The sequence below is a fragment of the Hydrogenophaga sp. YM1 genome (genome assembly GCF_016903055.1).
Taxonomy (GTDB): Bacteria; Pseudomonadota; Gammaproteobacteria; order Burkholderiales; family Burkholderiaceae_C; genus Hydrogenophaga; species Hydrogenophaga borbori.
Genome location: NZ_CP070223.1, coordinates 4,502,516 through 4,528,155, shown reverse-complemented (window position 1 = coordinate 4,528,155; position 25,640 = coordinate 4,502,516). Strand labels below are relative to the sequence as shown.

Genomic DNA, 25,640 nt, shown 5'->3' with positions numbered 1-25,640 from the left:
CGGCGCCGCGCGCGCTACAGCAGGCCCGGGTTGCGCTGCCAGACCGAGAAGCTGAGCGCGGTGGCGAAACAGACCCAGGCCAGGTAGGGCGCCAGCAGCACGGCCGCCAGCGGCCGGATGCGCGCGAAAACCGCCATGGTGGCGACGATGAGCGCGACGAGGAGCAGGATCTCGATGAAGGCCCACTGGCCTTGCCGCCAGGCGAAGAAGAGCCAGGTCCACGCCGCGTTGGCGGCGAGCTGGGCGAAAAACAGCACATAGGGCGTGGCGCCCGCGTCGAGGCGGCGTGCGCGCCACACCAGCCAGGCCGACAGGCCCATCAAGACGTAGAGCAGTGTCCAGACCGGACCGAACAGCCAGGGCGGTGGCGCCCAGGCGGGGCGGTCCAGGCTGAGGTAGAAGGCCGGCGCGCTGGCCGAGGCGATGGCGCCGACGCCGCCCGCCGCCAGGGTGAGCAGCAGCCAGAAGGCCAGGCTGGGCAGGCGGGAACCGGTGTCCGGGGAGGTGGGGTTCATGGGGATAGGGGGCAATCGGTGTGCCGGCTGTGGGGGCTCACACCGAGCCGGCGTGCTCCACCACCAGGATGCGCGCGGCGCCGCGCGGATGCGCCACGTGCTCGCAGCCCACGTCGGCGAAGAACACGTCGCCCGTCTCCAGCACCACCATGGATTCGACACCGCCGGCGCGGTAGTGCATTTCCACCACGCCATCGAGCACGGCGAAGACCTCCTGCCCGTCGTTGACGTGCCAGCGGTAGGGCTGGTCCGTCCAGTGCAGGCGGGTGGTGATGCCGTTCATGCAGGCAATGTCGAGCGCGCCCCAGGCGCGTTCGGCGCGGTACTCCTTTGCGCGGACGATCTTCATGGTGGCTTGACTCCTTCAGGCGCCAGGGCGGATTCTGGCGGAGCTTGTCGGCCGGGAACAGACAGGGGGCGACTTGCCCGACGGCCCCGCCGGGGGGATGGGGGAAATTGGCCGACACTGCGGGGTCCATGCCCACGCCACCGCACCCGCCCACCGTTCTGGCCCGCATCGGCGGGTTCATTCTGGACGCCGCGCAGGCGCGCGGGGTGGAGCTGCCTGTGCTGCTGGCGCGCACGGGCTTTGATCCGGCGGTGCTGGACGAGGCGGACGCGCGCATGGCGCTCGCACAGGAAAACGCGCTCTGGGACACGGCGGCCGAACTGGCGGGCGATGCCGGCTTCGGTCTGTGGGCGGCCACGCGCATCCGCCCTGGCGCCTTCGATGCGCTCGACTACGCCGTGCGCACCGCCCCGGACCTGCTGAGCGCCCTGCAGCGCCTGGCGCGCTACAACCGCCTGGTGCATGACCTGGCGAGCTTTCGCGTGATCGACGAGGGCACGCGCGTGGCGGTGGAGCACGGCTTTGCCGCGCCGGGCCAGGCACCGGGCTGGCAGGCCAGTGACTTCACCCTGGCCTCGCTGCCGGTCGTGGCCTCGCAGATGCTCGGCCAGCGCGTGACCGCGCTGGCGGTGGAGGTGGCGCACGCGGCGCCGATCGATGCGCGGCCCTACGTGCAGGCGTTCGGCGTGACGCCCCGGTTCGACGCACCGGTGTCGAAGCTGGTCTTCGACGCCGCCCTGCTGCGCCGGCCGCTGCCCAACGCAGACCCGGGCCTCTCGCGCATCGTCACGGCGCACGCCGATCGCCTGCTGGCCGAGCGCGCGCCCGGCGGTATCGACGGCGGCGTGGTGGCGCAGGTGGGCCAGCTGATCGGCGAACGCATCGCCAACGGGCCGCCCAGCCTGGGCGAGATCGCCCGCGCCCTGCACACCAGCGAGCGCGGCCTGCAGCGGCAACTCGAGGCGCAGGGCACGCGGTTTTCCGAACTGGTGGACCGGGTCCGGCATGAACTTGCCTTGCGCTACCTGGCCGACCGCCGCCTGGCGCTGGGCGAGGTGGCCTACCTGCTGGGCTATGCCGAGCCCAGCCCGTTCCACCGGGCGTTCAAGCGCTGGACCGGTAGGACGCCGGCGGCGGCCCGGCGGGAGGGCCCGCGGCGGCACTGAGGGCGTTCGCATGGCTCAACGGGCGCGCGCGGCCAGGCGTTCCCGCAAGAAGTCCAGCACGCGCGGGGCGACCTGGCCGGGGCATTCCAGGTGCGGGTAGTGTCCCGCGCCCTCGACGAGCATCAGCTCGGCGCCGATGCCCTGCGCCAGCCAGCGCGCCTCGGCCGTGGCGTCCGCGAAGTCGGGGTCTCGCGTGCCCATCACCACCAGGGCCGGCACGCGGCTGTCGGGCAGCATGGCCTCGGTGTCGGCCTTGGACAGGCCCACCATGGCGCGCAGGGCGTCCATGCGGCCGGGTTCGCGCAGGTTGCGGCGCAGGGCCTCCCTGGCCTCGGCATGGTCCGGCGGGCGGCGCAGCGGAAACAGGCTGTTCCAGTAGGCCATCCAGAAGGCCAGGCGCCAGGGGCCGGCGAAGCCGAGGCGCAGCACGGCCCGCATCAGCGGATTCGGCGGCGCATCGCGCACGATGGGGCCGAGCAGCACCACGCCGTCCACCCCTTGCGGTGCCTGGCGCGCGGCCCACAGTGCGGCGCCGGCCGCGAAGGAGTTGCCCAGCACGATGGCGGGCCCGCTGCGCAGGTGCTCGATGAGCCGCACCACGTCGCGGCCGACGGCGCGGGCCGACAGCTCGGACCACGAGGCGGAGGAATCGCCGAAGCCGCGCACGTCCAGGGTGAGCACGCGCCAGCCGGCCGCCACCAGGGCGGGGCGCAGCGCGCGGTATTCGCCGCGCAGGTCGCCCATGCCGGGCACGCAGACCACCACGGGGCCGGCGCCACCTGTGTCGTCGTAGGCCAGGCGCCCGCCTTCGGTGTCGAGAAAGCGGGTGGGCAGCGGGGTGGCGGCGCTCGCCGCCGGGGCGTCCATCGCCGTGGCCAGGGTGATGCGGGAAAGCATGTCGATCTCGGTGTGTGTCTGGAGGGCCCCAGTGTGCGGCGCGGCGGCCCGGCCGGCGATGACCTCGGGCGCCAGCCTCTTGACGCGAGGCGACAAGGCGCGGCCTTGGCCTACACGGCCGGGGCCCGGCGGTGTCGGACAATCCCCCCATTCAAGCGCTCAGGAGATTGCCGATGGACGAGACCACCCCCCGGATGACCAACCTGTTCCTGCAGCTGGGGCTCGATGCCGGCGAGCGGGAGATCGCGGGCTTCATCCAGGCCCACCAGCTGGCGGCGGACGTGGCCCTGTGCGACGCCCCGTACTGGAACGAGGCCCAGCGCCAGTTCCTGAGCGAACAGATCAAGGCCGACGCCCCCTGGGCCCTGGTGGTGGACCAGTTGAACGAAGCGCTGCACGAGGACGCGGTCCGGCGCCGGGCCGAGCGCGGCTGAGGCGCGCCGCTCAGCCCACCTGGATATCGGCCTTCACGTTCAGGGCCCGCCGCAGCGCATCGCCCACCGGCGAGTGGGCCTCGGCCCAGTGCACCAGCTCGCGCAGCGTGGGCTCGGGCACGCCCGGGGCGGCGATGCGCACGCTGAGCACCACGTCCAGCGGCCCGGCCGCCACGCCCTCGGCGCCGAGCAGGCCGCGGTTGTCCGAGCGGCTGCCCACGGTCACTTCCAGCTGGCTCAGCTCGATGCCGAGCTGGGCCGCGCGCAGGGCGATCATGGTGGCGTCGCAATTGGCCAGCGCGGCGCGCAGGTACCAGCCCGGCGTGGGCGCGCTGCCGCCGCCGCCGATGGGCGCCGGCATGTCGGTGATCAGCGTTTCCCCCTTGGGGCCCACGGCCTTGCAGCGCAGGCCCGATTCGAGGGTGGCCACGGCCGGTTTGTCCTGGGACAACGCGTCCTGCGGCCGCTCCGCGAAGTGCTTCGCGAGCTGTTCCACGGATTGGCGGATGTGTGCTGCGCTCATGGGTCCACTCCTGGCGGCGCGGGGCCGGTTGGGGAACGTGCGGGGAGAGCCGGTGCGGATGATGGCAGCCAGCGGCGGGCGAGCCAAGCCCGCTCGCCGGCGCCTGGCCTGGCCTGCGCTCAGTGCGCGCCCGCCGCCGCTTCCGCCGCGGCCGCCGAGGGCGCGCCGTCGCGCCGGGGCACGCGCGTCAGCCACACCAGCGGGATCAGCGCCAGGAACAGCATGGACGACAGCCAGAAGATGTCGTTGGCGGCCATGGTGAAGGCCTGTTGCTGCAGCATCCGGTCGATGGCGGCCAGGGCCTGCGGCTGCGTCATGCCGCCGTTGGCCAGGCCGGCCAGCGCCGCCTGCGCGGCCGGGCTGCCGTGGTTGATGGCCTCGGCCAGGTGCGCGTGGTGCAGGGCGGCGCGGCTCTCCCACACCGTGGTGGCCACCGAAGTGCCCACCGCGCCGAAGGTGATGCGCACGAAGTTGGACAGGCCCGCCGCCGCCGGGATGCGGTCGGGTGTGAGGCCCGAGAGCGTGAGCGTGTTCAGCGGAATGAAGAAGAAGGCCACCGCCACGCCCTGCACGATGGTGGGGATGAGGATGGTGTTGAAGTCCGCCTGCGTGGAGAAGTGCGAGCGCATCAGCATCACCAGGGCGAACACGCCGAAGGAGAAGGTGACGTAGCGGCGCGCGTCCACCTTCGCGATGGTGCGGCCCACGAAGGGCGAGAGCACGATGGCCAGCAGTCCCACCGGCGCGGTCACCATGCCGGCGTCGGTGGCGGTGTAGCCCATGAACTGCTGCAGCCACAGCGGCAGCAACACCACGTTGCCGAAGAACAGCCCGTAGGCCACCGAGACGGCCATGGTGCCGGCCCAGAAGTTGCGGCCCTTGAACAGCTTCAGGTCCACCACCGGGTGCTCGTCGGTCAGCTCCCAGGCGATGAAGAAGGCGAAGCCGACGACCGCCGTGAGCGCCAGGCCCACGATCAGCGGCGAGGCGAACCAGTCGTGCTCCTTGCCCAGGTCCAGCACCATCTGCAGGGCGGCGATCCACACCACCAGCAGCGCCAGGCCGATGCGGTCGATGGGCAGCTTGCGCACCGCGCTTTCGCGGCGGTGGTAGACGCGCCAGATGAAGAAGGCCGCCAGCAGGCCCACCGGCACGTTGATGTAGAAGATCCAGGGCCAGGCGATGTTGTCGGTGATCCAGCCGCCCAGCAGCGGGCCCATCACCGGCGCCACCAGCGTGGTCATGGCCCAGGCGGCCATGGCGCGGCCGGCCTGTTCGCGCGGGTAGCTCTGCAGCAGCAGCGCCTGCGACAGCGGGATCATGGGGCCGGCCACGAAGCCCTGCAGCACGCGAAAGGCGATCAGCGTGGGCATGTTGGGCGCCAGGCCGCACAGCAGCGAGGCCAGCACGAACAGCAGCACGCTGGTCACGAACAGCCGCACCTGCCCCAGGCGCTGCGTGAGCCAGCCGGTGAGCGGCACGGCGATGGCGTTGGCCACCGCGAAGCTGGTGATGACCCAGGTGCCCTGGTTGGGGCTGACGCCCAGGTCGCCAGCGATGGCGGGCAGCGAGACGTTGGCGATGGACGTGTCGAGCACGTTCATGAACGTGGCCGCCGAGATGGCGAGCGTGCCCCACAGGCGCGCGCTGCCTTCGAGCGGCGGGTGCGCGCCCGCGGGCGGCATGCCCGGCTTCGCGGGGGCCGCGCCGGGCGCGGCGGCGGTGTCGGCCATGGTCAGAGCGCGCGCTGGGCGAGGGTGGAGGCGCCGAGGTTGGCCTGGATGATGCGCCGCACCAGCGCGTCGGCGTCGGCGCCGGTGTGCTCGAAGGCCTGGGTGGCGGCGTGCGCGGCGGTGGGCGCGCTGGCCAGGGTCTTGCCGTCCTGCTGGCGCACGTTCACCGTCGCTTCCATCGACAGGCCCACGCGCAGCGGGTGCTGGTCGAGCTGGCCGGGGTCGAGCGCGATGCGCACCGGCACGCGCTGCACCACCTTGATCCAGTTGCCGGTGGCGTTCTGCGCCGGCAGCAGGGCGAAGGTGGAGCCGGTGCCCACGCCCAGACCGACCACCTGGCCGGTGTAGCGCACGTCCTTGCCGTAGACGTCGGCGGTGAGCTCGACGGGCTGGCCCAGGCGGATGTGGCGCAGCTGCACCTCCTTGAAGTTCGCGTCCACCCACACCTGCTGCAGGGGCACCACGGCCATCAGCGGCGTGCCGGCGGCCACGCGCTGGCCGAGCTGCACGGTGCGCTTGGCGACGTAGCCGTCCACCGGCGCGGGCAGCGTCAGGCGCTGCGTGGCGAGCCAGGCCTCGCGCACCTTGGCGGCGGCGGTCTGCACCTGCGGGTGCCGCTCGACCGAGGTGCCCTCGGTCATGGCGCGGTTGCTGGCGAGCTGTTCGCGCGCGGCGGCCAGCGCGGCCTCGGCGGCCGACTGCACGCTGCGCGCGGCCGCGAGCTGGGCCTCGGCGTGCTGCAGCTCTTCCTTGGAGACGGCGCCGTTGCCGGCCAGCGACTGGCGGCGGTTGAGGTCATCGCCCGCGCGCGCCACCTCGTTGCGGGCCTTGGCCACGTCGGCCTGGCGTGCCGCCACCTGGGCGTCGAAGGCGCCGTTGTCGGCGTAGAGCTTGCGCACCTGGCGCACGGTCTGCGCGAGCTGCGCCTCGGCCTGTTCGAGCGCCAGCGTGGCGTCGGCCGGGTCGAGTTTCACCAGGGGCTGGCCGGCTTTCACGAAGTCGGTCTCGTCGGCCAGGATGGCCTGCACAGTGCCGCCGATCTGCGGCGTGATCTGCACCACGTCGCCCTGCACGTAGGCGTTGTCGGTGGTTTCGTAGTGGCTGGCGATCAGCCATTCGTAGGCGCCGGCGGCCAGGCCGCCCAGCACCACCACGGTGGCGATGGCGAGCAGGGCTTTCTTGCGGCGCGGGTTGCCGGCGGGGGCGTTCGGGGCCGTTGCGGTGTTCGTGCTCATGGTGAAGGAGGGGGTGTTGGGCTTCAGGGTTGTTCGGTGGACGCGCGCCAGCCGCCGCCCAGGGCCTGGGCCAGGTTCACCTGGGCCTGCAGGGCGCGCGTGCGCAGGTCGACGTCGAGGCGGCGCTGGGCCAGCACGGCGGTTTCGGCGGACAGCAGCTGCAGGTGGTTGGACAGGCCCGCGCGGTAGCGCTGCTCGGCGATGGAATAGGCCGATTCGGCCGATTGCAGGGCCTGCTGCTGCTGGGCGCGCTGCTGGGCCACCGAGCGCGCGGAGGCGAGCTGGTCGGCCACCTCGTGCACGGCCTCGATGACGGCGGCGTTGTAGCTCTCGATGGCGGTGTCGAGCTCGGCGTTCTTGCCGCTCAGGTTGGCGCGCAGGCGCCCGCCATCGAAGATCGGCAGGCGCACGGCCGGTCCGATGCCCCACTGCCGGGCGCCACCGCTGAAGAGCTGGTCGAGCCCGATGCTGGACAGGCCGATATAGGCCACCAGGTTGATGTTGGGATAGAACTGGGCGCGCGCGTTGTCCACCTCGCCGCGCGAGGCCTGCACGCGCCAGCGCGCGGCGGCCACGTCGGGGCGCCGGCCGAGCAGGTCGGTGGGGATGGCCTGGGGCTCGGGCAACGGGCGCAGGCCGGCCAGACGCGGCGCCTGGGGCGCCGGGTCCTGCGTGGGCTGGCCGCTCAGCGCCGCCAGCGCGTGGCGCGTGAGCTGCATCTGCTCGCCGATGGCCTCGATCTGCTGGCGCGCCTCGGGCACGGCGCCCTCGCTCTGGCGCTGTTCGAGCACGCCGTCCAGCCCGGCCGAGACGCGCTGATTGACCAGGGCCAGCATGCTCTCTCGCTGCGCGAGCGCGCGCTGCGCCAGTTCGTACTGGTCCTGCAGGCGCGCCAGCTGCACGTAGCCGCGCACCACGTTGGTGGCCAGCAGCGTGCGCGCGGCGGCGGCTTCGGCCTGCGCGGCCTGGGCCGTGCCCAGGGCGGCGTCGAGCGCGGCGCGGTGCTTGCCGAAGAAATCGATTTCCCAGGAGCCGTTGAGCTGCAGCGTGGCCGTGTCCTCGACGCTGCCGGCCAGGGGTGGGGGCACCATGCCCTTGGCGGTGAAGCGCTGGTGCGTGGCGTCGAACTGGCCGTTGAGCTGCGGGCCGCTGGTGGCGTCGACGCCGTCGACGGCGGCCATGGCCCGGGCCACGCGCGCCTGCGCCACGCGCAGGTTCGGGTTGCCCTGCAGGGCCTGCTCCACCAGGCGGTCGAGCTGCGGATCGCCGAGCGCGCGCCACCACTGGGGCTCCACCGGCGCCACCTCGGCGGCGGCGCGCGATTCGCTCAGGCCCAGCGAGGCGGCGTCGCGCAGCTGCGCGCTGGACGGCGTGGTGCCTTGCATGCTGGCGCAGCCCACGAGCGCGGCGGCGGCCAGGGGCGCGAGCAGCCAGCGGCTCTTGAAGGAACGGTTCATGCGCGCTCCTTCGTGGCCAGCGTTTGCGCGTTGGCCAGCATGCGCCGCAGCAGCGACTTCAGCGTGTCGAACTCCTCGCGCGTGAAGCCGGCCAGCAGCTCGTTCTGCACCTTGCACAGCGCGCTGGGAATGTGTCCGGCGGTGGCGCGTCCTTCGGGCGTGAGCTCCAGCTTCACCACGCGGCGGTCGGCGGCCGAGCGCTCGCGCTGGATGAAGCCCTTCTCTTCGAGCCGGTCGATCATGCGCGTGGTGGCGCCGGTGTCGATGCGGCATTCGCGCGCCAGCTCGGACGAGGTGCTGGCCATGGCCATGTGCAGCTTGAACAGCGGCATCCACTGGGCCTCGGTCAGGCCCAGGGGGGCGAGTTCGCGCTCCACCTCGTTCGCGCTGGCGACGAGGATCTGGCGCATCAGCCGGCCCACGGAGTCGTCCGGGCGCAGGGTGTCGGGGTGGTAGAAGGCCGTGGCGCCGGCCGGGGAGGGGGGTGGGTGTTTCATGGCTGGGCAGGAATTTAACTGCCTAGGCAGTTATTGACCAGGCATTAAATCACTGCGAACAGGGGTTTTCCGGCCGGGGGGCGGCAATGACGGCCTTGCGGACAGGGGCTTTCTCGGCTACTTAGTGGCTGGCGCGCGGCCGGCACGCGCCTTGCCGGCCGTCACGCCACCCGGGGAGGCCCTCAACACCGCCACAGGAGACGCCCATGCCCATCGACACCTTCGATGCCATCGTCGTCGGCGCCGGCCAGGCCGGTCCGGCCATCGCCGCGCGCTGCCACCGCGAAGGCCTGCGCACCGCCGTCGTCGAGCGCGCCGAATTCGGCGGCACTTGCGTGAACCACGGCTGCATCCCCACCAAGACGCTGGTGGCCAGTGCGCGCGCCATCCACCTGGCGCGGCGCGGCGAGGAGTTCGGCTTCGCCACCGGCCGGTTGCGGGTGGACTTCGCGCGCGTGATGGCGCGCAAGGAAGCGGTGGTGGCCCAGTCGCGCGAGGGCGTGGAGCAGTGGATGCGGGGCCTGGACAAGGTGGAGGTGATCCTGGGCGAGGCCCGCTTCGTCGCGCCCGGCCGCCTGCGCGTGGGCGAGCGCGAGCTGCGGGCGCCGCGCATCTTCCTCAACGTCGGCGCGCGCGCCGCGCGCCCGCCGCTGGACGGCATCGACCGCGTGCCCACGCTGGACAACCAATCGATGCTGCGGCTGGACACGCTGCCCCGGCACCTGGTGATCATCGGCGGCAGCTACATCGGCCTGGAGTTCGCGCAGGTGATGCGCCGCTTCGGTGCCCGGGTGACGGTGGTGGAGAAGTCCGCGCGCCTGCTGCCGCGCGAGGACGAGGACGTGGCCCAGGCGATCCGGGAGATCCTGGAGCGCGAGGGCGTGCGCTTCGAGCTGGGCGCGGAGTGCATCGCGCTGGCGCCGCGCCAGAGCGGCATCGCGGTGGGCGCGCGCTGCGAGCGCCGGCCGCCGCGCCTGGTGGGCAGCCATGTGCTGCTGGCCGTGGGGCGCCAGCCCAACACCGAGGGACTGAACCTCGGCGCGGCCGGCATCGAGGTGGACCCGCGCGGTTACATCCGCGTGGACGAACAATGCCGCACCAGCGCCGAGGGCGTGTGGGCGGTGGGCGAATGCAACGGCCGCGGCGCCTTCACGCACACCGCCTGGAACGACCACGAGGTGGTGGTGGCCAACCTGTTCGATCAGGACCCGCGCCGGCTGTCGGACCGCATCGAGGCCTACGCGCTCTACACCGACCCTCCGCTGGGCCGCGTGGGCCTGGCCGAGGCGAAGGCGCGCGAGAGCGGGCGGCCGCTGCTGCGGGCCACCCTGCCCATGCACCGCGTGGGCCGCGCGCGCGAGGCCGGCGAAACGCAGGGCCTGATGAAGGCGGTGGTGGACGCGCAGACCCGCCAGCTGCTGGGCGCGAGCCTGCTGGGCTACCGCTGCGACGAGGCCGTGCACGGCCTGCTGGACCTGATGAGCCTGAAGCAGCCGGTGGACGGCCTCATCCGCTCGATGCCGATCCACCCGACGGTGTCGGAGTTGCTGCCGACGCTGCTGCAGGCGCTGGAGCCGGTGAAGGACTGAGCGCCCGGGGCCTCAGGCCAGGCAGCGGCGCAGCGCCCCGGTCAGGGCGTCCACCTCGTCCGCGCGCAGGGCGATCAGTTCCAGGGTGAGCACGCCCTCGGCCACGCCGTGTTCCATCACCCAGACCGGCGGGTCCTGCCGCCGCAGCGCCTGCGCGGCGGCGCGCGCCGCTTCGGCGCCGCCCGCGAAGCGCAGCCGCACGCGCGGGACGGGCGCGCCCAGCGGGTCGGGCATTCGCATGGCCTGCACGCCGGGCAGGCCGCCCAGGGCGTCCACGGCCTGGCGCACCTTGGCTTCCTGCTGGCGCGACCAGGCGCCCAGGTCCAGCGCGCGCCGCTCGTGCAAGGCCGCGAGCACGCCCACCAAGGCCTCCTTGCTCGGCTTCATGGCGCGGCCGATGCCCTTCTGCTGCGCGCGCACCGCCTCGATGAAACCGGCCTCGCCCACCACCAGGCCCGCCGTTGGCGCGGCCAGGTACTTCTGCGCGCTCAGCACCACGGCGGCCGGCTGCAGCGCCACCAGCTCGCGCACGCGCAGGTCCTGCGCGGCACCGTCGATGACCACGGGCACGCCGGCCGCGCGCGCGGCCTCGGTCGCGGCGGCGAAGTCGAACGCCGGGTCGCGCGTGAGGCGCGAGGACACCAGCAGCAGGCAGCCCACCTCGGGCGCCGCCAGCGCGGGCAGCCAGTCGTCGGCGGTGCAGCGTTCGGGCTGGCCGCAGGCGCGCACCGTGCCGCCGGCCAGGCGGATGTCGGTGGCCAGCGGGTGGCCGTAGTCGATCAGGTGCGGCGCGGGCACCACCACCGCGCGGCGCAGGCCTTCGCTGTCGGGCAGCTGCGCGATGCGCCGCGGGTCCGTGCCCGCCATGGCCGCCGCCACGCACAGCGTGATGCCCGCCGCCGCGCAGTGCACCACCGTGCCCGCCGCCGCGCCGCTGAACGCGGCGAGTTCGCGCGAGGCCAGGTCCTGCCATTCGTCGATGACCAGAAAGCGCTGCAAGGCCCAGGCCGTGGCCTCGGCCACCGCGGGCGAGGCCCGCGACACGCCCACGGGCGTGAAGGTGCCGGCGGCGTTGAGGGGCTGGTCGAACGGCGGCAGTCCGTGCAGAAAGGCTGGTGTGGTGGTCATGGCAGCTAGGGGATTCCCCAGGAACGATTCGCTTTGTCAATCATTCTGACAAGCCTAGATTGCGCGGTTCCCCTCAATTCACCGGAGACCCGCCATGACCCCCCGCCCAACCACCGCGCTGCGCCGACTCGGCCAGTGGCTGATGCCGCTGCTGGCCCTCGGCGGCGCCATGCCCCTGGCCGCGCAGACCTGGCCCACCCGCCCGGTGACGCTGGTGGTGGGCACGCCGGCGGGCGGCGCGGTGGACGTCTATGCCCGCACGCTCGGCGAGCAGCTGGCGCGCCAGACCGGCGGCACCTTCGTGGTCGAGAACCGCGCCGGCGCCAACGGCAACCTCAGCGCCGAGCAGGTGCGCAAGGCCGCGCCCGACGGGCACACGCTGTGGATCAGCACGCAGGCCATGTTCACCATCAACCCCTCGGCCTACCCGGCGCTGCCGTGGAAGCAATCGGACTTCAAGCCCATCGCCAAGGGCGTGGAGAGCCCGCTGGTGCTGGTCGTGCACCCCTCGGTGCCGGTGGACCGGCTGGCCGATCTGGGCCCCTGGCTCAAGGCCCACGCGGACAAGGCGGCCTACGCCTCGTTCAGCCCGGGCACGCCCTCGCACTTCCTGGGCTTCCAGTTCAGCGAGCGCCTCAAGGTGCCCATGGTCCACATCCCCTACAAGGGCTCGGCGCCGCAGATCACCGATCTGCTGGGTGGCCAGGTGCCGCTGGGCTTCACGCAGCTGCAGAGCGCCCTGCCGCACGTGCAGAGCGGCAAGCTCAAGGCCCTGGCGGTCACCTCCGCCCAGCGCTCGCGTTTCCTGCCGCAGGTGCCCACGCTCGCGGAGCTGGGCCATGGCGACCTGAATACCACGGTGTGGTTCGGCCTGATGGCGCCCGCCGGCACGCCGCCGGCGGTGACCGACGCGATCATGGCGGCGGCGGTGAAGGCGCAGGCCGACGCCGGCTACAAGGGCAAGCTCGAAGCCCAGGGCTTCGACGTGCCGACCGAGAGCGGCGCGGCGTTCGAGAAGACCATCGCCACGGAAACCGCGCGCTGGGCGCAGGTGGTCAAGGCCACGGGGTTCAAGGCGAATGACTGAGCGCGTGGACACCGCCGCGCCGGCCGCCCCGGGGCTCGACTTTTTTGCGCAGCTCAGCGTGCAGGTGGGGCCGGTGCACGAGATCGGTCCCACGCCGGCCGGCAACCGGCGCGTCATTCCCATCACGGGCGGAACGGTGCGCGGCGACGGCTGGACGGGGCGCGTGCTGCCGGGCGGGGCCGATTTCCAGGCCATCGTGACGCCCTCGCTGGCGCGACTGGACGCGCGCTACGTGCTCGAGACCGACGGCGGCGACCTCATCTACGTCAGCAACCAGGCGATTCGCGTGGCGCCACCGGCGGTGACCGCGAGCCTGGTGCGTGGCGAGCCGGTCGATCCCTCGCTGGTGTATTTCCGCTGCGTGCCCGCGTTCGAGACCTCGTCGGCCGCGCTGGGCTGGATCAACGAGCGCCTCTTCGTCGGCAGCGGCGTGCGCCACCCGGACCGCGTGGACATCGCCTGCTTCGCGCTGCGCTAGGCTCAGGCGCGGCGCGCCGCGCCGGACCAAGGACCGCCGATGGACATCCGCCAGCTCAAGTACTTCGTCGGCATCGCCGAGGCCGGCAGCCTGACCGAAGCCTCGCGGCGCCTGCACATCGTGCAGCCCGCGCTGAGCCAGCGCCTGGGCGACCTGGAGCGGGGGCTGGGCGTGAAGCTGGTGGTGCGCGGCCGCGTGGGCACCGCGCTCACGCCGGCCGGGTGGTGGCGCTGGCCGACCCGAACGTGGCCTCGCGCATCGAGACCTCGGGCGCGGAGCCCGGTGGCGCCGGAGGTGCCGCCTTCGGCGCCTTCGTGGCCAGCGAGTCGAAGCGCTGGCGCCAGGTGGTGGTGGACGAGAAGATCACCCAGGATTGAGGGGGGCGGGGCACGGGCCGCGCCCCGCCGAGGCAGACTCGGGCCCATGACCACCCCGCACAGCGTCGATTTTTTCGACCGCCAGTTCCAGCGGCAGATCGCCGAGGGCGAGCACGCCCTCAACCCCTTCGAGCGCGCGACCCTGCCGCACCTGCGCGGGCGGACGCTCGACTTCGGCTGCGGCCTGGGCCACCTGGCCCTGGAGGCGGCGCGCCGGGGCTGCACGGTCGAGGCGCTGGACGCGAGCGCCTCCGCCATCGCCCACCTGCGCGCGGTGGCGGCGCGCGAGTCGCTGCCGCTGCGCGCCACCGAGGCCGACCTGCGCGATCGCACGCCCGAGGGCCGCTACGACACCGTGGTCTGCATCGGCCTGCTGATGTTCTTCGACTGCGCCAGCGCCTGGCGCCAGCTGGCGGCGCTGCAGGCGGCCACCGAGCCCGGCGGCGTGCTGTCGCTCAATGTGCTGATCGAGGGGACCACCTTCCTGGGCATGTTCGGGCCCGAGGGCCACTGCCTGTTCGAGCCCGGCCGCGTGCGGGAGCGTTTCGCCGGCTGGGAACGGCTGCACGAGGCCATCGACAGCTTCGAGGCGCCCGGCGGCACCACCAAGCGCTTCCTCACCCTGATCGCGCGCCGGCCCCTGGCGGCCTAGGTGCATGGCGCGGGCGCCCGGGCGCTTGTCGGCCCCCGGTGCGAAAATCCCGACCCATGAACGCCAGCAACACCACCGAACTCATGCACACCCTGGGCCAGCAGGCCCTGGCGGCGTCGCGGCTCATGGCCAAGGCCAGCGTCGCGGCCAAGGCCCAGGCGCTGCGCCGCCTGGCCGCCCTGCTGCGCGAGGCCGGTGAACCACTGGCGCTGGAGAACGCCAAGGACCTGGAGCGCGCCCGCGCCAACGGCCTGGCCGAGCCCATGGTCGACCGCCTGAAGCTCACGCCCAAGGTGATCGAGACCGCCGCCCAGGGCTGCGAGCAGCTCGCCGCCATGCCCGACATCATCGGCGAGCTGATGGGCATGCGGCAGATGCCCAGCGGCATCCGCGTGGGCCAGATGCGCGTGCCCATTGGCGTCTTCGGCATGATCTACGAGAGCCGCCCCAACGTGACGATCGAGGCCGCCTCGCTCGCCATCAAGAGCGGCAACGCCGCCATCCTGCGCGGCGGCTCCGAGGCCATCGACTCCAACCGCGCCCTGGCCGCCCTGGTGCAGCGCGCGCTGATCGACGCCGGCCTGCCGGCCGACGCGGTGCAGCTCGTGCCCACCACCGACCGCGCGGCCGTGGGCCAGCTCATCGCCATGCCGCAGTACGTGGATGTGATCATCCCGCGCGGCGGCAAGGGCCTGATCGAGCGCATCAGCGCCGAGGCCAAGGTGCCCGTCATCAAGCACCTGGACGGCAACTGCCACACCTATGTGGACGACCCCTGCGACATCGCGCTCGCGGTGAAGGTCACCGACAACGCCAAGACGCAGAAGTACAGCCCCTGCAACGCCACCGAAAGCCTGCTGGTGGCGCGCGGCGTGGCGAAGGACTTCCTGCCGAAGATCGGTGCCGTGTTCGCGGCCAAGGGCGTGGAGATGCGCGCCTGCCCCGAGAGCAAGGCCCTGCTGGCCGGCGTGGCCGGCGCGACCCTGGTGGACGCCAGCGAGCAGGACTGGTTCGAGGAGTACCTCGCGCCCGTTATCAGCATCAAGCTGGTGGACGGCGTGGACGAGGCCATCGCCCACATCAACCGCTACAGCAGCCACCACACCGACGCCATCCTCACCACCGACCACGGACACGCCCAGCGTTTCCTGCGCGAGGTCGATTCGGCCAGCGTGATGGTGAACGCCAGCACCCGCTTCGCCGACGGCTTCGAGTACGGCCTGGGCGCCGAAATCGGCATCAGCACCGACAAGTTCCACGCGCGCGGCCCGGTGGGCGTGGAAGGCCTGACCTCGCTCAAGTACGTGGTGCTGGGCGAGGGTGAGGTGCGCGGCTGAGCGCCACCCCCCAGGCTCGGCGCGGTTTGCGCGCCCGGGCCTGAACCGGCTACGCTGTCGCCGGTCGATGGAACCGGAGACAGCCATGGCGATCAGGGTGGTGCGGCTCGGCAGCCCGCGAGCGAACAACGAAGGCCTGCGCATCGGCACGGTGCGGCGTCCGCCGCGCGGCGTGCCCAAGAGCGAGTTCGCGCGCCAGGACTGGTACGACGTCTGGTTCCCCAACCTCGCGCCCAGCCTGCAGACCATGAAGCAGGCCCAGCAGGCCAAGACGCCGGCCGAGTGGGCCGCGTTCACACGCCGTTACCGCGCCGAGATGGCCACACCCGAGAATGCCCATGCGATCGCGCTGCTGGCGGCGATGTCGCACGGCAGCGACTTCTCGGTGGGCTGCTACTGCGAGCACGAGTCGCACTGCCACCGCTCCGTGCTGCGCGAGCTGCTGGCCGCGGCCGGCGCGGACCTGGCCCACTGAACCCGTTCTTCTGGAGACACCGCCCATGAGCGAATTCCTGCTGCTGTCCCGAGGCCAATGGGACGCCGACCGGTCCCCCGAACAGATCCAGGGCGCCATCGACGCCTTCTACGCCTGGTTCGGCGAACAGGCCGCGGCCGGCGTGCTGCGGGCCGGCAGCCGCCTGGGCACGGCCTGCCGGCTGGTGACGCGCGAGCGCGTGCTCGACGGCCCCTTCACCGAGGCCAAGGAGATCATCGGCGGCTACTGGTTCATCACCGCCGGCAGCCTGGACGAGGCCGCGCGCATCGCCTCGCGCAACCCCTGCCTGGCCTTCGGGCTGAGCTTCGAGATCCGACCGCTGGAGGCCGAGCGCGCGAGCGCGTTCCGCGACGGCAACGAAACGCCCAGCGGGCGGGCCGCGGCGGCGCGCTGAGCCCGCGGCGTCGGGGTTTACCCGGGGCGTGTCGACAACCGGGGGTGTCGGCCGTCGTTTGGGTTTCCCCAGCCCCCGAAAGGACCTGTCCATGAGCACCCCACTGCAACGCCTGAACTACCGCACGCACATCCACGCCCCCGTCGAACGGGTCTGGGCCACCATGCTCGCCGACGACGGTTACCGCGACTGGACCTCGGCCTTCATGGAGGGCTCCTACTACGAGGGCAGCTGGGAGCAGGGCGCGCGCATCCGTTTCCTCTCGCCCTCGGGCGAGGGCATGGAAGCGCAGATCGCGCAGAACCAGCGCCACGTGTTCCTGTCGATCCGCCACCTGGGCATGGTGTCGCCGGGCCAGCCGGCCGTGCCCCACGAGGGGCCGCCCGCCTACGAGAACTACCGCTTCGCGCCGGAGGCCGGTGGCACGCGGCTGGACATCGAGCAGGATGTGCCCCCCGAGTACGCGGCCATGATGGACGAGAGCTGGCCCAAGGCCCTGGCCCGCCTCAAGGCCTTGTGCGAAGCGCCCGCGCGCGCCTGAGCGTCCCATGGCCACGCTGCTGCAGGGGATCGCCATCGCCGCCATCGTGGGCGGGGGCCTGGTCACCGGCCTGCTTTACGCCTTCTCCCTGGTGACCATGCGCGCCCTGCTCGAACAGCCGGCCGAGGCCGGCATGAGCACCATGCAGAGCATCAACCGGCTGATCATTCGCCCGCTGTTCCTGCTGCCCTTCCTGGGCACGGCCGTGCTGTGCCTGCTGCTGCTGATCGGCGCGCTGTGGCAGGGCGGCGCCGGGGCGATCGCCTGGTGCGCGGGCGCGCTGGCCTACCTGATCGGCCCGCTGGGCGTGACCATGGCCTGCAACGTGCCGCTCAACGACCGCCTGGCGCGCTCCGACCTGCGCGAGGCGCCGGTGCTGTGGCCGCGCTACGTGCGCGACTGGCTGCGCTGGAACCACGTGCGCAGCGCGCTCGGCGCCGTGTCGCTGGCGCTGCTGGCGCTGGGCCTGGCGTTGAAGGCATGAGCGCGCTCTCGCCGCGGCTCGCCGCGATCGTCGACGCGCTGCCGCTGCGCCCGGGCCTGCGGGTGCTGGAGATCGGCTGCGGCCCGGGTGTGGCGGCGCGCGCGGTGGCCGAGCGCCTGGGGCCCTCGGGGCACGTGCTGGGCATCGACCGCTCGGCCAAGGCCATCGCGCAGGCCCTCGCGGGCTCGCGCGAGGCGCTGGCCTCGGGGCGCCTGGCGTTTCGCGAGGTGGCGGTGGAGGACTTCGCGCTCGCGCCCGGCGAAGCGCGCTACGACATCGCCTTTGCCGTTCGCGTGGGCGCCCTCGATGGGCGCCACCCCGAGGCCGGCCGGCGCGCGATCGAGCGGCTGCGCGCGGCGCTGGTGGACGGCGGGCGGCTGTTCATCGACGGCGGCGACCCGCTGCGCGAACTGGCGCTCGGTGGCCGCGAGGCCCGCCCGCGTTAGCATCGCCCGGTCCGATTCCCCGGAGACCCCGCCCATGCTTGCCACCCTCGCCAACGCCGTCGTGCTGCTCGTGGCCCTGCTGCACGTCTACATCCTCGTGCTCGAGATGTTCCTGTGGGACAAGCCCAAGGGCATGAAGGCGTTCAATCTCACGCCCGAGTTCGCGGCCCAGACCAAGACGCTGGCGGCCAATCAAGGCCTCTACAACGGCTTCCTGGCGGCGGGCCTGTTCTGGGGCCTGGCGCTGGGCCCCGAGGGTTTCGCGGTCAAGGTCTTCTTCCTGCTGTGCGTGCTGGTGGCCGGCCTCTACGGCGCGGCCACGGCCAGCAAGCGCATCCTGTTCATCCAGGCGGTACCGGCCACGCTCGGCCTGGTGCTGCTGCTTCTGGGCCGTTGACCATGCCACGCACCCTCATCTCATCGGGCTCCACCTTCGAACAGGAGATCGGCTACTCGCGCGCCGTGGTCCAGGGCGACTGGGTCTTCGTTTCCGGCACCACCGGTTTCGACTACACCACCATGGACATCGCGCCCGGCATCGAGGCGCAGACCGAGCAATGCCTGCGCAACATCGAGGCCGCGCTGCAGCAGGCCGGCGCCGGCCTGCGCGACGTGGTGCGGGTGACCTATGTGCTGCCCGACGGCAGCGAATTCCCGAAAACCTGGCCGGTGCTGCGCCGCTTCTTCGGCGAGGTGCGGCCGGCGGCCATGATGATCTCGGCCGGCCTGGCCGACCCGCGCATGCGCATCGAGATCGAGGTGACCGCGCTCCGGTCGTCGGGCTGAGGCCCCTCGGGCGCCGGCGGGCCACCGAGCCGCCAGCCGGGCGCGGGGGCGCCGGCGGGCGCTTGGAATGCCCGTCACCGTCCCCATTTACACTGGCCCTCCCGCCCGGTTCCCCCGCCCCGCCATGGTCCCCCACCTCGTCACCGCCCTCACCGGCCCGATCAACGAACTCGAGCAGCGCATCCTCGAATCCACGCCGGTGATCGAGCGCTGGTTCCGGCTGGAATGGATGGAGCACACGCCACCGTTCTACTGCTCGGTCGACGTGCGCAACGCGGGCTTCAAGCTCGCCCCGGTGGACACCAACCTCTTTCCCGCCGGCTGGAACCACCTCACGCCCGAGATGATTCCGCTGGCCGTGCAGGCCGCCATGGCCGCCATCGAGAAGATCTGCCCCGAGGCCAAGAACCTGCTGCTGGTGCCCGAGAACCAGCGCGACAGCTTCTACCTGAGCAACCTGGCCACGCTGCAGAAGATCTTCTACATGGCCGGGCTCAACGTGCGCCTGGGCTCGCTGTCGAACGAGATCACCGAGCCCACGCGCATCGACCTGCCCGACGGCGGCCACGTCACGCTGGAGCCCCTGCAGCGCGGCAAGCGCCGCCTGGGCCTGAAGAACTTCGATCCCTGCACCATCCTGCTCAACAACGACCTGAGCGCGGGTGTGCCTGGCATCCTGGAAGAGCTGCACGAGCAGTACCTGCTGCCGCCGCTGCACGCGGGCTGGGGCACGCGGCGCAAGAGCCTGCACTTCAAGGCCTACGAGGAAGTGTCCAAGCGCTTCGGCAAGCTGCTGGGCATGGACCCCTGGCTCATCAACCCCCTGTTCGCGCAATGCGGTCAGGTGGATTTCGAGGCCGACGCGGGCCTGGAATGCCTGCGCAGCAACACCGACGCGCTGCTCACCAAGGTGCGCCGCAAGTACAAGGAATACGGCATCAACGAGAAGCCGTTCGTGGTGATCAAGGCCGACAACGGCACGGGCGGCATGGGCATCATGACGGTGCGCGACGCCAAGGACATCGACAAGCTCTCGCCCAAGACCAAGGCGCGCATGGCCACGGTGCAGGCGGGCCAGGCGGTCAGCGAGGTGATCATCCAGGAGGGCGTGCTCACGCACGAGCGCATCAACAGCGCCGTGGCCGAGCCCGTGGTCTACATGATGGACCGCTACGTGGTCGGCGGCTTCTACCGCATCCACGCCGACCGCGGGGAGGACGAGAACCTGAACGCCCCGGGCTCCAGCTTCGTGCCCCTGGCCTTCGAGCAGAGCGCCCAGCTGCCGCAGCCCGGCGTGAAGCCTGGCGCCAGCGTGCCCAACCGCTTCTATATGTACGGCGTCATCGGCCGCCTGGCCATGCTGGCGGCGAGCTATGAGCTGGAAGCCACCGACCCCGAGGCCGAAAACCTCGACTGACAGGCCGGTCGGGGTTGTTGCGGTGCAACAAAATCCACGCAGACCATGGCTTTAGGCGTCCCAGCCGGTGGTGCCCCGCGTCTGGCGGGCGCAGAATCCGCCTCTTCTGAGTTCACGCCCCGCGGCAACCCGGTGGGGCTTCTCGCTTGAATTCCCGCGCTCCGTCCTCGCTGGCCGCCCTCACGCTGGGCGCCATCGGTGTGGTGTACGGCGACATCGGCACCAGCGTGCTGTACGCCGTGAAAGAGATCTTCGGGTCCGGCCACGTCCCCTTCACGCACGGCAACGTCTATGGCGTGTTGTCCATCATCTTCTGGACGCTGACGACCATCGTCTCGCTCAAGTACGTGGTGCTGGTGCTGCGCGCCGACAACGCGGGCGAAGGTGGCCTCATCGCCATGCTCGCGCTGGCTGCCAATGCGGTGAAAGACAAGCCGGCGCTGCGCCGCATGCTGATGGTGATCGGCATCTTCGGCACCTCGCTGTTCTATGGCGACGGCGTCATCACGCCCGCGATCTCGGTGCTCTCGGCGGTCGAGGGCCTGACGGTGATTTCGCCCGCGCTGCAGCACTACGTGATCCCGCTGACCCTGCTGGTGCTGCTGGTGCTGTTCGCGGTGCAGAAGCGCGGCACGGGCGGCATCGGCCGCTACTTCGGGCCGATCACGCTGTTGTGGTTCCTCGCGGTGGCCGCGCTGGGCGTCTCGCACATCGTGCACCACCCCGAAATCCTGGGCGCGCTCAGCCCGCACCATGCGCTGCGTTTCCTGTGGCAGCAGCCGGGCGTAACCTTCATCATCCTGGGTGCGGTGGTGCTGGCCGTCACCGGCGCCGAGGCGCTGTACGCCGACCTCGGCCACTTCGGCAAGAAGCCGATCCGCCTGGCCTGGTTCGCGGTGGTCATGCCCTGCCTCACCCTGAACTACTTCGGCCAGGGCGCGCTGCTGCTGGCCGACCCGAGCGCGGTGAGCAACCCCTTCTTCCGCATGGCGCCCACCTGGGCGCTGCTGCCGCTGGTGGTGCTGGCCACGGCGGCCACGGTGATCGCCTCGCAGGCGCTGATCTCGGGCGCCTTCAGCGTGACCAAGCAGGCCATCCAGCTCGGCTACCTGCCGCGCCTGAACCTGCGCCACACCAGCGTGCGCGACACGGGGCAGATCTATATCCCCTTCGTCAACTGGGCGCTGTTCACCGCCATCGTGCTGGCGGTGGTGATGTTCAAGTCCTCCAGCAACCTGGCCTCGGCCTACGGCATCGCGGTCACCCTGGACATGCTCATCACCACCACGCTCACCTTCTTCGTCATCCGCTACGGCTGGAAATACCCGCTGTGGCTGTGCGTGGGCGCCACGGGCCTGTTCTTCGTCATCGACCTGGCCTTCTTCAGCTCGAACATGCTCAAGCTGTTCCATGGCGGCTGGTTCCCGCTGGTCATCGGCGGCGCGGTGTTCACGTTGATGATGACCTGGAAGCAGGGACGCCGCCTCATGTCCAAGGCCCAGCAGGCCGAGGCACTGGAGCTCAATGGCTTTCTCGACGCGGTGTTCGTCGAGCCGCCGCTGCGCGTGCCCGGCGTGGCGGTGTTCCTCACCGCCGACCCGGGCATCGTGCCCAACGCGCTCTTGCACAACCTCAAGCACAACAAGGTGCTGCACGAGCAGAACCTGTTCGTCACCGTGCGCTCGCACCAGGTGCCCTGGATCGGCATGAGCGAGCGGCTGGAGGTCGAGCCCCTGGGCCACGACTGCTGGGCGGTCACCATCCACTACGGCTTCAAGAACGACCCCGACGTGCCCGCCGCGCTGGAGCCGCTGCGCCTGCGCGGCTGCGAGATCGAGCCCATGACCACGAGCTACTTCCTGTCGCGCGACGTGGTCACGCCCACGCTGGGCAGCGGCATGGCGCCCTGGCGCGAGAAGCTCTTCGCCGCCATGCACCACAACGCCGCCGGCGCCGCGGCCTTCCTGCACCTGCCGGCCAACGCGGTGGTGGAGCTGGGCTCCAAGGTCGAGATCTGAGGCCTTGGAGGCCCGCGAGGGCAACAGGGATTTGGCGGCTCTATAAGATCGAAATAAAATAGATCTTATTGATCCCTGCCCCCGGCAGCGGCGACGAGGAAGTCCCATGACCACGACCGATCTGTGCACCGAGGAAGAGCTGAAGGTGCTGGTGCACGCCTTCTACGCGCGCGTGCGCCAGGACGCGGTCCTTGCGCCCATCTTCAACGCCCGCATCGACGATTGGGACCACCACCTCGACAAGCTGGTGGACTTCTGGTCCTCGGTGCTGCGGCGCACCGGGCGCTACACGGGCAACCCCATGCAAAAACACGCGGCCCTGCCCGAGTTGAGCGCCGAGCTGTTCGAGCGCTGGCTGGCGCTGTTCGGCGAAGTGGCCGACGCGCAGCCGAACCGCCGCATGGCGGTACAGGCCCGCGCGCTCGCCGGGCGCATCGCCCAGAGCCTGTGGATGGGTTGGCAGATGGGCCGCGACCCCCAGGCCCTGCCCCGTGGCCTGAACCCGGCCGGCGCCACGCCCTGAGCCGGTCGACGCCATGCGCCTGACCACGCTGACCGACTACGCGTTGCGCCTGCTGATGTACGTGGCGCGCCAGCCCGGGCGGCTGTGCACCATCGCCGAGGTCGCGCAGGCGCACGGCATCTCCGAGGCCCACCTCATGAAGGTCACGCACCTGCTGGGCCGCCAGGGCTGGATCGAAACCGTGCGCGGCAAGGGCGGCGGCATGCGGCTCGCGCGCGCGCCGGCCGATATCAACCTCGGCGCGGTGGTGCGGGGGATGGAGCCGGACTTCCTGCTCGTCGAGTGCTTCGGTGAGGACAGCCGTTGCGCGCTTACCGGCCGTTGCGGGCTGGCGGGCGTGCTGGACGGCGCGCTCCAGAGCTTCCTCTCGCACCTGGACGGCCACACCCTGGCCGACCTGCTGCCCCCGGCGGCGGCGGTGCTGCGGCGGGCCTGAACCATGGACCTGCTGATGGCCTACCCCTGGATCAAGGCCGCGCACGTCGCGCTGGCGCTGACCAGCGGCGGACTGTTCGCCGCGCGCGGCGTGGGCGTGCTGCTGGGCTCGGCCGCGCCGCTGGCGGCGCCGGTGCGCCGCCTGAGCCAGCTCATCGACACCGCCCTGCTGATGGCGGCCCTGCTGCTGCTCGCGGCGCTGCGGCTCAACCCCTTCGCCACGCCGTGGCTGCAGCTCAAGCTGGGCCTGCTCGTGGCCTACATCGTGCTCGGCACGCTGGCCCTGCGGCGGGCGCGCACGCCGACGGGCCGGGCCATGGCCTTCGCGGCGGCCCTGGCCTGTTTCGCGGCCATGGTGGCGGTCGCGCGGGCGCACGATCCCGCGGTGCTGCTGCGCCTGCTGCCGGCGGGCTGAGCCCGCCGGCCTGTCGGGCCCGCGCCAGCGGCGCCGGGCCTGTCCCGGCAGAATCGCGCGATGCGATTCTTCAAGGACCTCAGCCTTTCCGCCGCCACCGCCGGCTTTGTCGCGGTGCTGGTGGGTTTCACGAGCTCGGTGGCGATCGTCTTCCAGGCGGCGCAGGCCTTCGGCGCCACGCCGGCGCAGATCACGTCCTGGATGTGGGCGCTGGGCCTGGGCATGGGCCTGTGCTCGGCGATTCCCTCGCTGCTGCTGCGCCAGCCCGTGATGGTGGCCTGGAGCACGCCCGGCGCGGCGGTGCTGGCCAGCGCGGGCCTGGCCGGCGGTTTCACGATGTCCGACGCCATCGGCGCCTTTCTGGTCTGCGGCGCGCTCATCACCCTGGCGGGCGCCACCGGCTGGTTCGAGCGGGTCATGAACCGCATTCCCATGGCCATCGCCGCGGCGCTGCTGGCCGGCGTGCTGGCGCGCTTCGGCCTGCAGGCCTTCGGCGCGGCGCAGACCGCGCTGGGCCTGGTGGTGCTGATGCTGCTGGTCTACCTGGTGGCGCGCCGCCTGGCGCCGCGCTACGCGGTGGTGTTCACGCTGCTCGCGGGCGTGGCGCAGGTACTGGCTACCGGCCGCTTCAACGCGGGCGCGCTCAGGCTCGAATGGGCCGTGCCGGTGTTCACCGCGCCGAGCTTCAGCCTGGCGGCGCTCACCAGCCTGGCGCTGCCGCTGTTCATCGTCACCATGGCCTCGCAGAACCTGCCGGGCGTGGCGGCCATCCGCGCGGCGGGCTACGACATGCCCATCTCGCGCATCCTCACCGTCACGGGCATCGCCACGCTGGTGCTGGCGCCTTTCGGCGCCTTCGCGCTCAACCTCTCGGCCATCACCGCGGCCATCTGCATGGGTCCCGAGGCCCACCCCGACCGCGACAAGCGCTACACCGCCGCAGTGGTGTGCGGCGCGCTGTACGTGGCCATCGGTCTGGTGGGCGCGCTGGTCACGGGCCTGCTGATCGCCTTCCCGCGCGAGCTGGTGATGGCCATCGCGGGCATCGCCCTGCTGGGCAGCATCGGCGGCGGGCTGCACGCCGCGCTCAAGGACGATGAGCACCGCGAGGCCGCGCTCATCACCTTCCTCGTCACGCTCAGCGGCGTGGTGATAGCCGGCATCGGCTCGGCCTTTTGGGGGGTGGTGGCCGGCGCCGCCGCGCTCTTTGTGCAACAGTACGGCCTCGCGAAAAAACACCCCCGCCCATGACGAAGAAGATCCTGGTCGTCGCCGACCCGCTCGAAGCTTTCAAGACCTACAAGGACAGCACCTTCGCGATGATGCGCGAGCTGCAGCGCCGCGGCCACGCGCTCGCGGCCTGCGAGCCGCGCCACCTGCAATGGGTGAGCGGCGGCCGTGTCACCGCCCAGGTGCGGCACCTGCGCCTCACCGGCGAACTCGACCACTGGTTCGACGTGAGCGGCGAGGGCCGCGAGGCCCTGGCGAGCTTCGACGCCGTGCTGATGCGCAAGGACCCGCCCTTCGACAGCGAGTTCTTTTACGCCACCCACCTGCTGGAGCAGGCCGAGCGCGAAGGCACGCGCGTGTTCAACAAGCCCGCCGCGCTGCGCGACCACCCCGAAAAACTCGCGCTGATGGAGTGGCCGCAGTTCGCGCCGCCCACCCTGGTGACGCGCTCGGCCGAGGCCGTGCGCGCCTTCCACGCCGAGCAGCGCGACGTCATCCTCAAGCCGCTCGACGGCATGGGCGGCATGGGCATCTTCCGCGTGCGCGAGGACGGTCTGAACCTGGGCTCCATCATCGAGACCCTGAACCAGGGCGGCGCCACCAGCGTGATGGTGCAGCGCTACCTGCCCGAGATCGTGGAGGGCGACAAGCGCCTGCTGCTCATCGGCGGGAAGGTGGCGCCCTTCGTGCTCGCGCGCATCCCGCAGGGCAGCGAGGTGCGCGGCAACCTGGCGGCCGGTGGCAAGGGCGTGGCCCAACCGCTGTCCGACGACAACCGCGCCGTGGCCGAGGCCATGGCGCCCACGCTGGCCGCGCGCGGCCTGCTGCTGGTGGGCCTGGACATGATCGGCAACCGCGTGACCGAGATCAACGTCACCAGCCCCACCTGTTTCCAGGAGATCCAGCAGCAGACCGGCTTCGACGTGCCGGCGATGTTCGTGGACGCGCTGGAGGCGGCGCTGGGCTGACGCGATGGCCTGCCATCGCGGCCGGTGGCCTGG

The 25,640-nt window shown here is 71.9% G+C and carries 31 protein-coding genes; 22 read left to right on the top strand and 9 right to left on the bottom strand.

Annotation, left to right across the window (positions count from 1 at the left end; all coding sequences use genetic code 11):
• Positions 1 to 14: 14 nt before the first annotated feature.
• Together JNX00_RS21360 and JNX00_RS21355 are read right to left on the bottom strand one after the other, a co-directional pair.
• A complete protein-coding gene (locus tag JNX00_RS21360) occupies positions 15 to 515 on the bottom strand; it encodes a TspO/MBR family protein (protein ID WP_204743629.1) in 501 nt (166 codons plus the stop codon).
• Between the two features lie 37 nt (positions 516 to 552).
• Positions 553 to 864 (bottom strand): cupin, encoded by a 312-nt coding sequence (locus JNX00_RS21355; protein ID WP_204743628.1) that lies wholly within the window; start codon positions 862 to 864, stop codon positions 553 to 555.
• A gap of 128 nt (positions 865 to 992) precedes the next feature.
• Here JNX00_RS21355 and JNX00_RS21350 point away from each other — a divergent pair, with 128 nt between their 5' ends.
• Positions 993 to 2,030 (top strand): AraC family transcriptional regulator, encoded by a 1,038-nt coding sequence (locus JNX00_RS21350; protein ID WP_204743627.1) that lies wholly within the window; start codon positions 993 to 995, stop codon positions 2,028 to 2,030.
• Between the two features lie 15 nt (positions 2,031 to 2,045).
• On the opposite strand, the gene JNX00_RS21345 is transcribed toward JNX00_RS21350, so the two are convergent.
• Positions 2,046 to 2,927 (bottom strand): alpha/beta hydrolase, encoded by an 882-nt coding sequence (locus JNX00_RS21345; RefSeq protein WP_083293323.1) that lies wholly within the window; start codon positions 2,925 to 2,927, stop codon positions 2,046 to 2,048.
• Between the two features lie 173 nt (positions 2,928 to 3,100).
• Between JNX00_RS21345 and JNX00_RS21340 the strand changes: the two genes are divergently transcribed.
• Complete coding sequence (locus tag JNX00_RS21340; RefSeq protein WP_070400891.1) at positions 3,101 to 3,361, top strand: DUF2789 domain-containing protein; 261 nt, start codon at positions 3,101 to 3,103, stop codon at positions 3,359 to 3,361.
• A gap of 10 nt (positions 3,362 to 3,371) precedes the next feature.
• Here the strand turns inward: JNX00_RS21340 and JNX00_RS21335 are convergent, their stop codons facing one another.
• The 5 genes from JNX00_RS21335 to JNX00_RS21315 form a co-directional block, all read right to left on the bottom strand.
• Positions 3,372 to 3,884, bottom strand: coding sequence for an OsmC family protein (locus JNX00_RS21335; protein WP_070400890.1), 513 nt, complete (start codon positions 3,882 to 3,884; stop codon positions 3,372 to 3,374).
• 119 nt (positions 3,885 to 4,003) lie between these two features.
• Positions 4,004 to 5,569 carry a DHA2 family efflux MFS transporter permease subunit gene (locus tag JNX00_RS21330; protein ID WP_204745111.1) on the bottom strand — a complete coding sequence of 522 codons (1,566 nt, stop codon included), beginning with the start codon at positions 5,567 to 5,569 and terminating at the stop codon, positions 4,004 to 4,006.
• Between the two features lie 50 nt (positions 5,570 to 5,619).
• Positions 5,620 to 6,852: an efflux RND transporter periplasmic adaptor subunit gene (locus JNX00_RS21325; protein ID WP_204743626.1), complete on the bottom strand. Its 1,233-nt coding sequence runs from the start codon at positions 6,850 to 6,852 to the stop codon at positions 5,620 to 5,622.
• A 23-nt stretch (positions 6,853 to 6,875) separates the two neighbouring features.
• On the bottom strand, positions 6,876 to 8,309 hold the full coding sequence (locus JNX00_RS21320; RefSeq protein WP_204743625.1) for an efflux transporter outer membrane subunit: 1,434 nt from the start codon (positions 8,307 to 8,309) through the stop codon (positions 6,876 to 6,878).
• Entirely contained in the window at positions 8,306 to 8,806 is a 501-nt protein-coding gene (locus tag JNX00_RS21315; RefSeq protein WP_204743624.1) for a MarR family transcriptional regulator, read from the bottom strand. The genes JNX00_RS21320 and JNX00_RS21315 overlap by 4 nt, the downstream gene beginning before the upstream one ends.
• 206 nt (positions 8,807 to 9,012) lie before the next feature.
• Here JNX00_RS21315 and JNX00_RS21310 point away from each other — a divergent pair, with 206 nt between their 5' ends.
• A complete protein-coding gene (locus tag JNX00_RS21310) occupies positions 9,013 to 10,395 on the top strand; it encodes an FAD-containing oxidoreductase (RefSeq protein ID WP_204743623.1) in 1,383 nt (460 codons plus the stop codon).
• Between the two features lie 12 nt (positions 10,396 to 10,407).
• Here the strand turns inward: JNX00_RS21310 and JNX00_RS21305 are convergent, their stop codons facing one another.
• A complete protein-coding gene (locus JNX00_RS21305; RefSeq protein WP_204743622.1) occupies positions 10,408 to 11,523 on the bottom strand; it encodes a hypothetical protein in 1,116 nt (371 codons plus the stop codon).
• Between the two features lie 94 nt (positions 11,524 to 11,617).
• On the opposite strand from JNX00_RS21305, the gene JNX00_RS21300 reads away from it, so the two are divergent.
• The 19 genes from JNX00_RS21300 to gshB all read left to right on the top strand — a co-directional run bounded on the left by JNX00_RS21300 (position 11,618) and on the right by gshB (position 25,607).
• On the top strand, positions 11,618 to 12,610 hold the full coding sequence (locus tag JNX00_RS21300) for a tripartite tricarboxylate transporter substrate binding protein (protein ID WP_204743621.1): 993 nt from the start codon (positions 11,618 to 11,620) through the stop codon (positions 12,608 to 12,610).
• The gene (locus tag JNX00_RS21295) at positions 12,603 to 13,088 is read left to right on the top strand and encodes a DUF3237 domain-containing protein (RefSeq protein WP_070400883.1); all 486 of its coding nucleotides are present in this window, start codon (positions 12,603 to 12,605) and stop codon (positions 13,086 to 13,088) included. Before JNX00_RS21300 ends, JNX00_RS21295 begins: the two co-directional genes overlap by 8 nt.
• Positions 13,089 to 13,312: 224 nt before the next feature.
• A complete protein-coding gene (locus JNX00_RS22445; protein ID WP_239478202.1) occupies positions 13,313 to 13,465 on the top strand; it encodes a hypothetical protein in 153 nt (50 codons plus the stop codon).
• Positions 13,466 to 13,511: 46 nt separating this feature from the next.
• Positions 13,512 to 14,117 (top strand): methyltransferase domain-containing protein, encoded by a 606-nt coding sequence (locus JNX00_RS22440; RefSeq protein ID WP_239478201.1) that lies wholly within the window; start codon positions 13,512 to 13,514, stop codon positions 14,115 to 14,117.
• 56 nt (positions 14,118 to 14,173) lie between these two features.
• A complete protein-coding gene (locus tag JNX00_RS21285; protein WP_070400878.1) occupies positions 14,174 to 15,454 on the top strand; it encodes a glutamate-5-semialdehyde dehydrogenase in 1,281 nt (426 codons plus the stop codon).
• Between the two features lie 85 nt (positions 15,455 to 15,539).
• Complete coding sequence (locus JNX00_RS21280) at positions 15,540 to 15,929, top strand: DUF488 family protein (RefSeq protein ID WP_070400877.1); 390 nt, start codon at positions 15,540 to 15,542, stop codon at positions 15,927 to 15,929.
• Positions 15,930 to 15,954: 25 nt separating this feature from the next.
• Positions 15,955 to 16,344 carry a YciI family protein gene (locus JNX00_RS21275; RefSeq protein WP_204743619.1) on the top strand — a complete coding sequence of 130 codons (390 nt, stop codon included), beginning with the start codon at positions 15,955 to 15,957 and terminating at the stop codon, positions 16,342 to 16,344.
• 91 nt (positions 16,345 to 16,435) lie between these two features.
• A complete protein-coding gene (locus JNX00_RS21270; RefSeq protein ID WP_083293320.1) occupies positions 16,436 to 16,885 on the top strand; it encodes an SRPBCC domain-containing protein in 450 nt (149 codons plus the stop codon).
• 7 nt (positions 16,886 to 16,892) lie between these two features.
• On the top strand, positions 16,893 to 17,369 hold the full coding sequence (locus JNX00_RS21265) for an anthrone oxygenase family protein (RefSeq protein WP_204743618.1): 477 nt from the start codon (positions 16,893 to 16,895) through the stop codon (positions 17,367 to 17,369).
• A complete protein-coding gene (locus JNX00_RS21260; protein WP_070400874.1) occupies positions 17,366 to 17,815 on the top strand; it encodes a methyltransferase domain-containing protein in 450 nt (149 codons plus the stop codon). Before JNX00_RS21265 ends, JNX00_RS21260 begins: the two co-directional genes overlap by 4 nt.
• Positions 17,816 to 17,849: 34 nt before the next feature.
• Positions 17,850 to 18,212, top strand: a complete 363-nt coding sequence (locus JNX00_RS21255; protein ID WP_070400873.1) for a DUF1304 domain-containing protein — start codon at positions 17,850 to 17,852, stop codon at positions 18,210 to 18,212.
• A 2-nt stretch (positions 18,213 to 18,214) separates the two neighbouring features.
• Complete coding sequence (locus tag JNX00_RS21250; RefSeq protein WP_070400872.1) at positions 18,215 to 18,601, top strand: RidA family protein; 387 nt, start codon at positions 18,215 to 18,217, stop codon at positions 18,599 to 18,601.
• Positions 18,602 to 18,725: 124 nt separating this feature from the next.
• Positions 18,726 to 20,018, top strand: coding sequence for a glutamate--cysteine ligase (gshA, locus tag JNX00_RS21245; protein WP_070400871.1), 1,293 nt, complete (start codon positions 18,726 to 18,728; stop codon positions 20,016 to 20,018).
• A 146-nt stretch (positions 20,019 to 20,164) separates the two neighbouring features.
• A complete protein-coding gene (locus JNX00_RS21240) occupies positions 20,165 to 22,036 on the top strand; it encodes a potassium transporter Kup (RefSeq protein ID WP_070400870.1) in 1,872 nt (623 codons plus the stop codon).
• 106 nt (positions 22,037 to 22,142) lie between these two features.
• Positions 22,143 to 22,559, top strand: a complete 417-nt coding sequence (locus JNX00_RS21235) for a group III truncated hemoglobin (RefSeq protein WP_070400869.1) — start codon at positions 22,143 to 22,145, stop codon at positions 22,557 to 22,559.
• Positions 22,560 to 22,572: 13 nt separating this feature from the next.
• Positions 22,573 to 22,995 carry an Rrf2 family transcriptional regulator gene (locus JNX00_RS21230; protein WP_070400868.1) on the top strand — a complete coding sequence of 141 codons (423 nt, stop codon included), beginning with the start codon at positions 22,573 to 22,575 and terminating at the stop codon, positions 22,993 to 22,995.
• A 3-nt stretch (positions 22,996 to 22,998) separates the two neighbouring features.
• Positions 22,999 to 23,409, top strand: a complete 411-nt coding sequence (locus tag JNX00_RS21225) for a SirB2 family protein (RefSeq protein ID WP_204743617.1) — start codon at positions 22,999 to 23,001, stop codon at positions 23,407 to 23,409.
• Between the two features lie 60 nt (positions 23,410 to 23,469).
• The gene (locus JNX00_RS21220; protein WP_070400866.1) at positions 23,470 to 24,660 is read left to right on the top strand and encodes a benzoate/H(+) symporter BenE family transporter; all 1,191 of its coding nucleotides are present in this window, start codon (positions 23,470 to 23,472) and stop codon (positions 24,658 to 24,660) included.
• Positions 24,657 to 25,607, top strand: coding sequence for a glutathione synthase (gshB, locus tag JNX00_RS21215; protein ID WP_204743616.1), 951 nt, complete (start codon positions 24,657 to 24,659; stop codon positions 25,605 to 25,607). Before JNX00_RS21220 ends, gshB begins: the two co-directional genes overlap by 4 nt.
• Positions 25,608 to 25,640 lie beyond the last annotated feature (33 nt).

Bases quoted from the DNA above. Each gene is read 5' to 3' on its own strand.
- JNX00_RS21360 (WP_204743629.1), bottom strand. From the start codon at position 515: ATGAACCCCACCTCCCCGGACACCGGTTCCCGCCTGCCCAGCCTGGCC.
- JNX00_RS21355 (WP_204743628.1), bottom strand. From the start codon at position 864: ATGAAGATCGTCCGCGCAAAGGAGTACCGCGCCGAACGCGCCTGGGGC.
- JNX00_RS21350 (WP_204743627.1), top strand. From the start codon at position 993: ATGCCCACGCCACCGCACCCGCCCACCGTTCTGGCCCGCATCGGCGGG.
- JNX00_RS21345 (WP_083293323.1), bottom strand. From the start codon at position 2,927: ATGCTTTCCCGCATCACCCTGGCCACGGCGATGGACGCCCCGGCGGCG.
- JNX00_RS21340 (WP_070400891.1), top strand. From the start codon at position 3,101: ATGGACGAGACCACCCCCCGGATGACCAACCTGTTCCTGCAGCTGGGG.
- JNX00_RS21335 (WP_070400890.1), bottom strand. From the start codon at position 3,884: ATGAGCGCAGCACACATCCGCCAATCCGTGGAACAGCTCGCGAAGCAC.
- JNX00_RS21330 (WP_204745111.1), bottom strand. From the start codon at position 5,569: ATGCCGCCCGCGGGCGCGCACCCGCCGCTCGAAGGCAGCGCGCGCCTG.
- JNX00_RS21325 (WP_204743626.1), bottom strand. From the start codon at position 6,852: ATGAGCACGAACACCGCAACGGCCCCGAACGCCCCCGCCGGCAACCCG.
- JNX00_RS21320 (WP_204743625.1), bottom strand. From the start codon at position 8,309: ATGAACCGTTCCTTCAAGAGCCGCTGGCTGCTCGCGCCCCTGGCCGCC.
- JNX00_RS21315 (WP_204743624.1), bottom strand. From the start codon at position 8,806: ATGAAACACCCACCCCCCTCCCCGGCCGGCGCCACGGCCTTCTACCAC.
- JNX00_RS21310 (WP_204743623.1), top strand. From the start codon at position 9,013: ATGCCCATCGACACCTTCGATGCCATCGTCGTCGGCGCCGGCCAGGCC.
- JNX00_RS21305 (WP_204743622.1), bottom strand. From the start codon at position 11,523: ATGACCACCACACCAGCCTTTCTGCACGGACTGCCGCCGTTCGACCAG.
- JNX00_RS21300 (WP_204743621.1), top strand. From the start codon at position 11,618: ATGACCCCCCGCCCAACCACCGCGCTGCGCCGACTCGGCCAGTGGCTG.
- JNX00_RS21295 (WP_070400883.1), top strand. From the start codon at position 12,603: ATGACTGAGCGCGTGGACACCGCCGCGCCGGCCGCCCCGGGGCTCGAC.
- JNX00_RS22440 (WP_239478201.1), top strand. From the start codon at position 13,512: ATGACCACCCCGCACAGCGTCGATTTTTTCGACCGCCAGTTCCAGCGG.
- JNX00_RS21285 (WP_070400878.1), top strand. From the start codon at position 14,174: ATGAACGCCAGCAACACCACCGAACTCATGCACACCCTGGGCCAGCAG.
- JNX00_RS21280 (WP_070400877.1), top strand. From the start codon at position 15,540: ATGGCGATCAGGGTGGTGCGGCTCGGCAGCCCGCGAGCGAACAACGAA.
- JNX00_RS21275 (WP_204743619.1), top strand. From the start codon at position 15,955: ATGAGCGAATTCCTGCTGCTGTCCCGAGGCCAATGGGACGCCGACCGG.
- JNX00_RS21270 (WP_083293320.1), top strand. From the start codon at position 16,436: ATGAGCACCCCACTGCAACGCCTGAACTACCGCACGCACATCCACGCC.
- JNX00_RS21265 (WP_204743618.1), top strand. From the start codon at position 16,893: ATGGCCACGCTGCTGCAGGGGATCGCCATCGCCGCCATCGTGGGCGGG.
- JNX00_RS21260 (WP_070400874.1), top strand. From the start codon at position 17,366: ATGAGCGCGCTCTCGCCGCGGCTCGCCGCGATCGTCGACGCGCTGCCG.
- JNX00_RS21255 (WP_070400873.1), top strand. From the start codon at position 17,850: ATGCTTGCCACCCTCGCCAACGCCGTCGTGCTGCTCGTGGCCCTGCTG.
- JNX00_RS21250 (WP_070400872.1), top strand. From the start codon at position 18,215: ATGCCACGCACCCTCATCTCATCGGGCTCCACCTTCGAACAGGAGATC.
- gshA (WP_070400871.1), top strand. From the start codon at position 18,726: ATGGTCCCCCACCTCGTCACCGCCCTCACCGGCCCGATCAACGAACTC.
- JNX00_RS21235 (WP_070400869.1), top strand. From the start codon at position 22,143: ATGACCACGACCGATCTGTGCACCGAGGAAGAGCTGAAGGTGCTGGTG.
- JNX00_RS21230 (WP_070400868.1), top strand. From the start codon at position 22,573: ATGCGCCTGACCACGCTGACCGACTACGCGTTGCGCCTGCTGATGTAC.
- JNX00_RS21225 (WP_204743617.1), top strand. From the start codon at position 22,999: ATGGACCTGCTGATGGCCTACCCCTGGATCAAGGCCGCGCACGTCGCG.
- JNX00_RS21220 (WP_070400866.1), top strand. From the start codon at position 23,470: ATGCGATTCTTCAAGGACCTCAGCCTTTCCGCCGCCACCGCCGGCTTT.
- gshB (WP_204743616.1), top strand. From the start codon at position 24,657: ATGACGAAGAAGATCCTGGTCGTCGCCGACCCGCTCGAAGCTTTCAAG.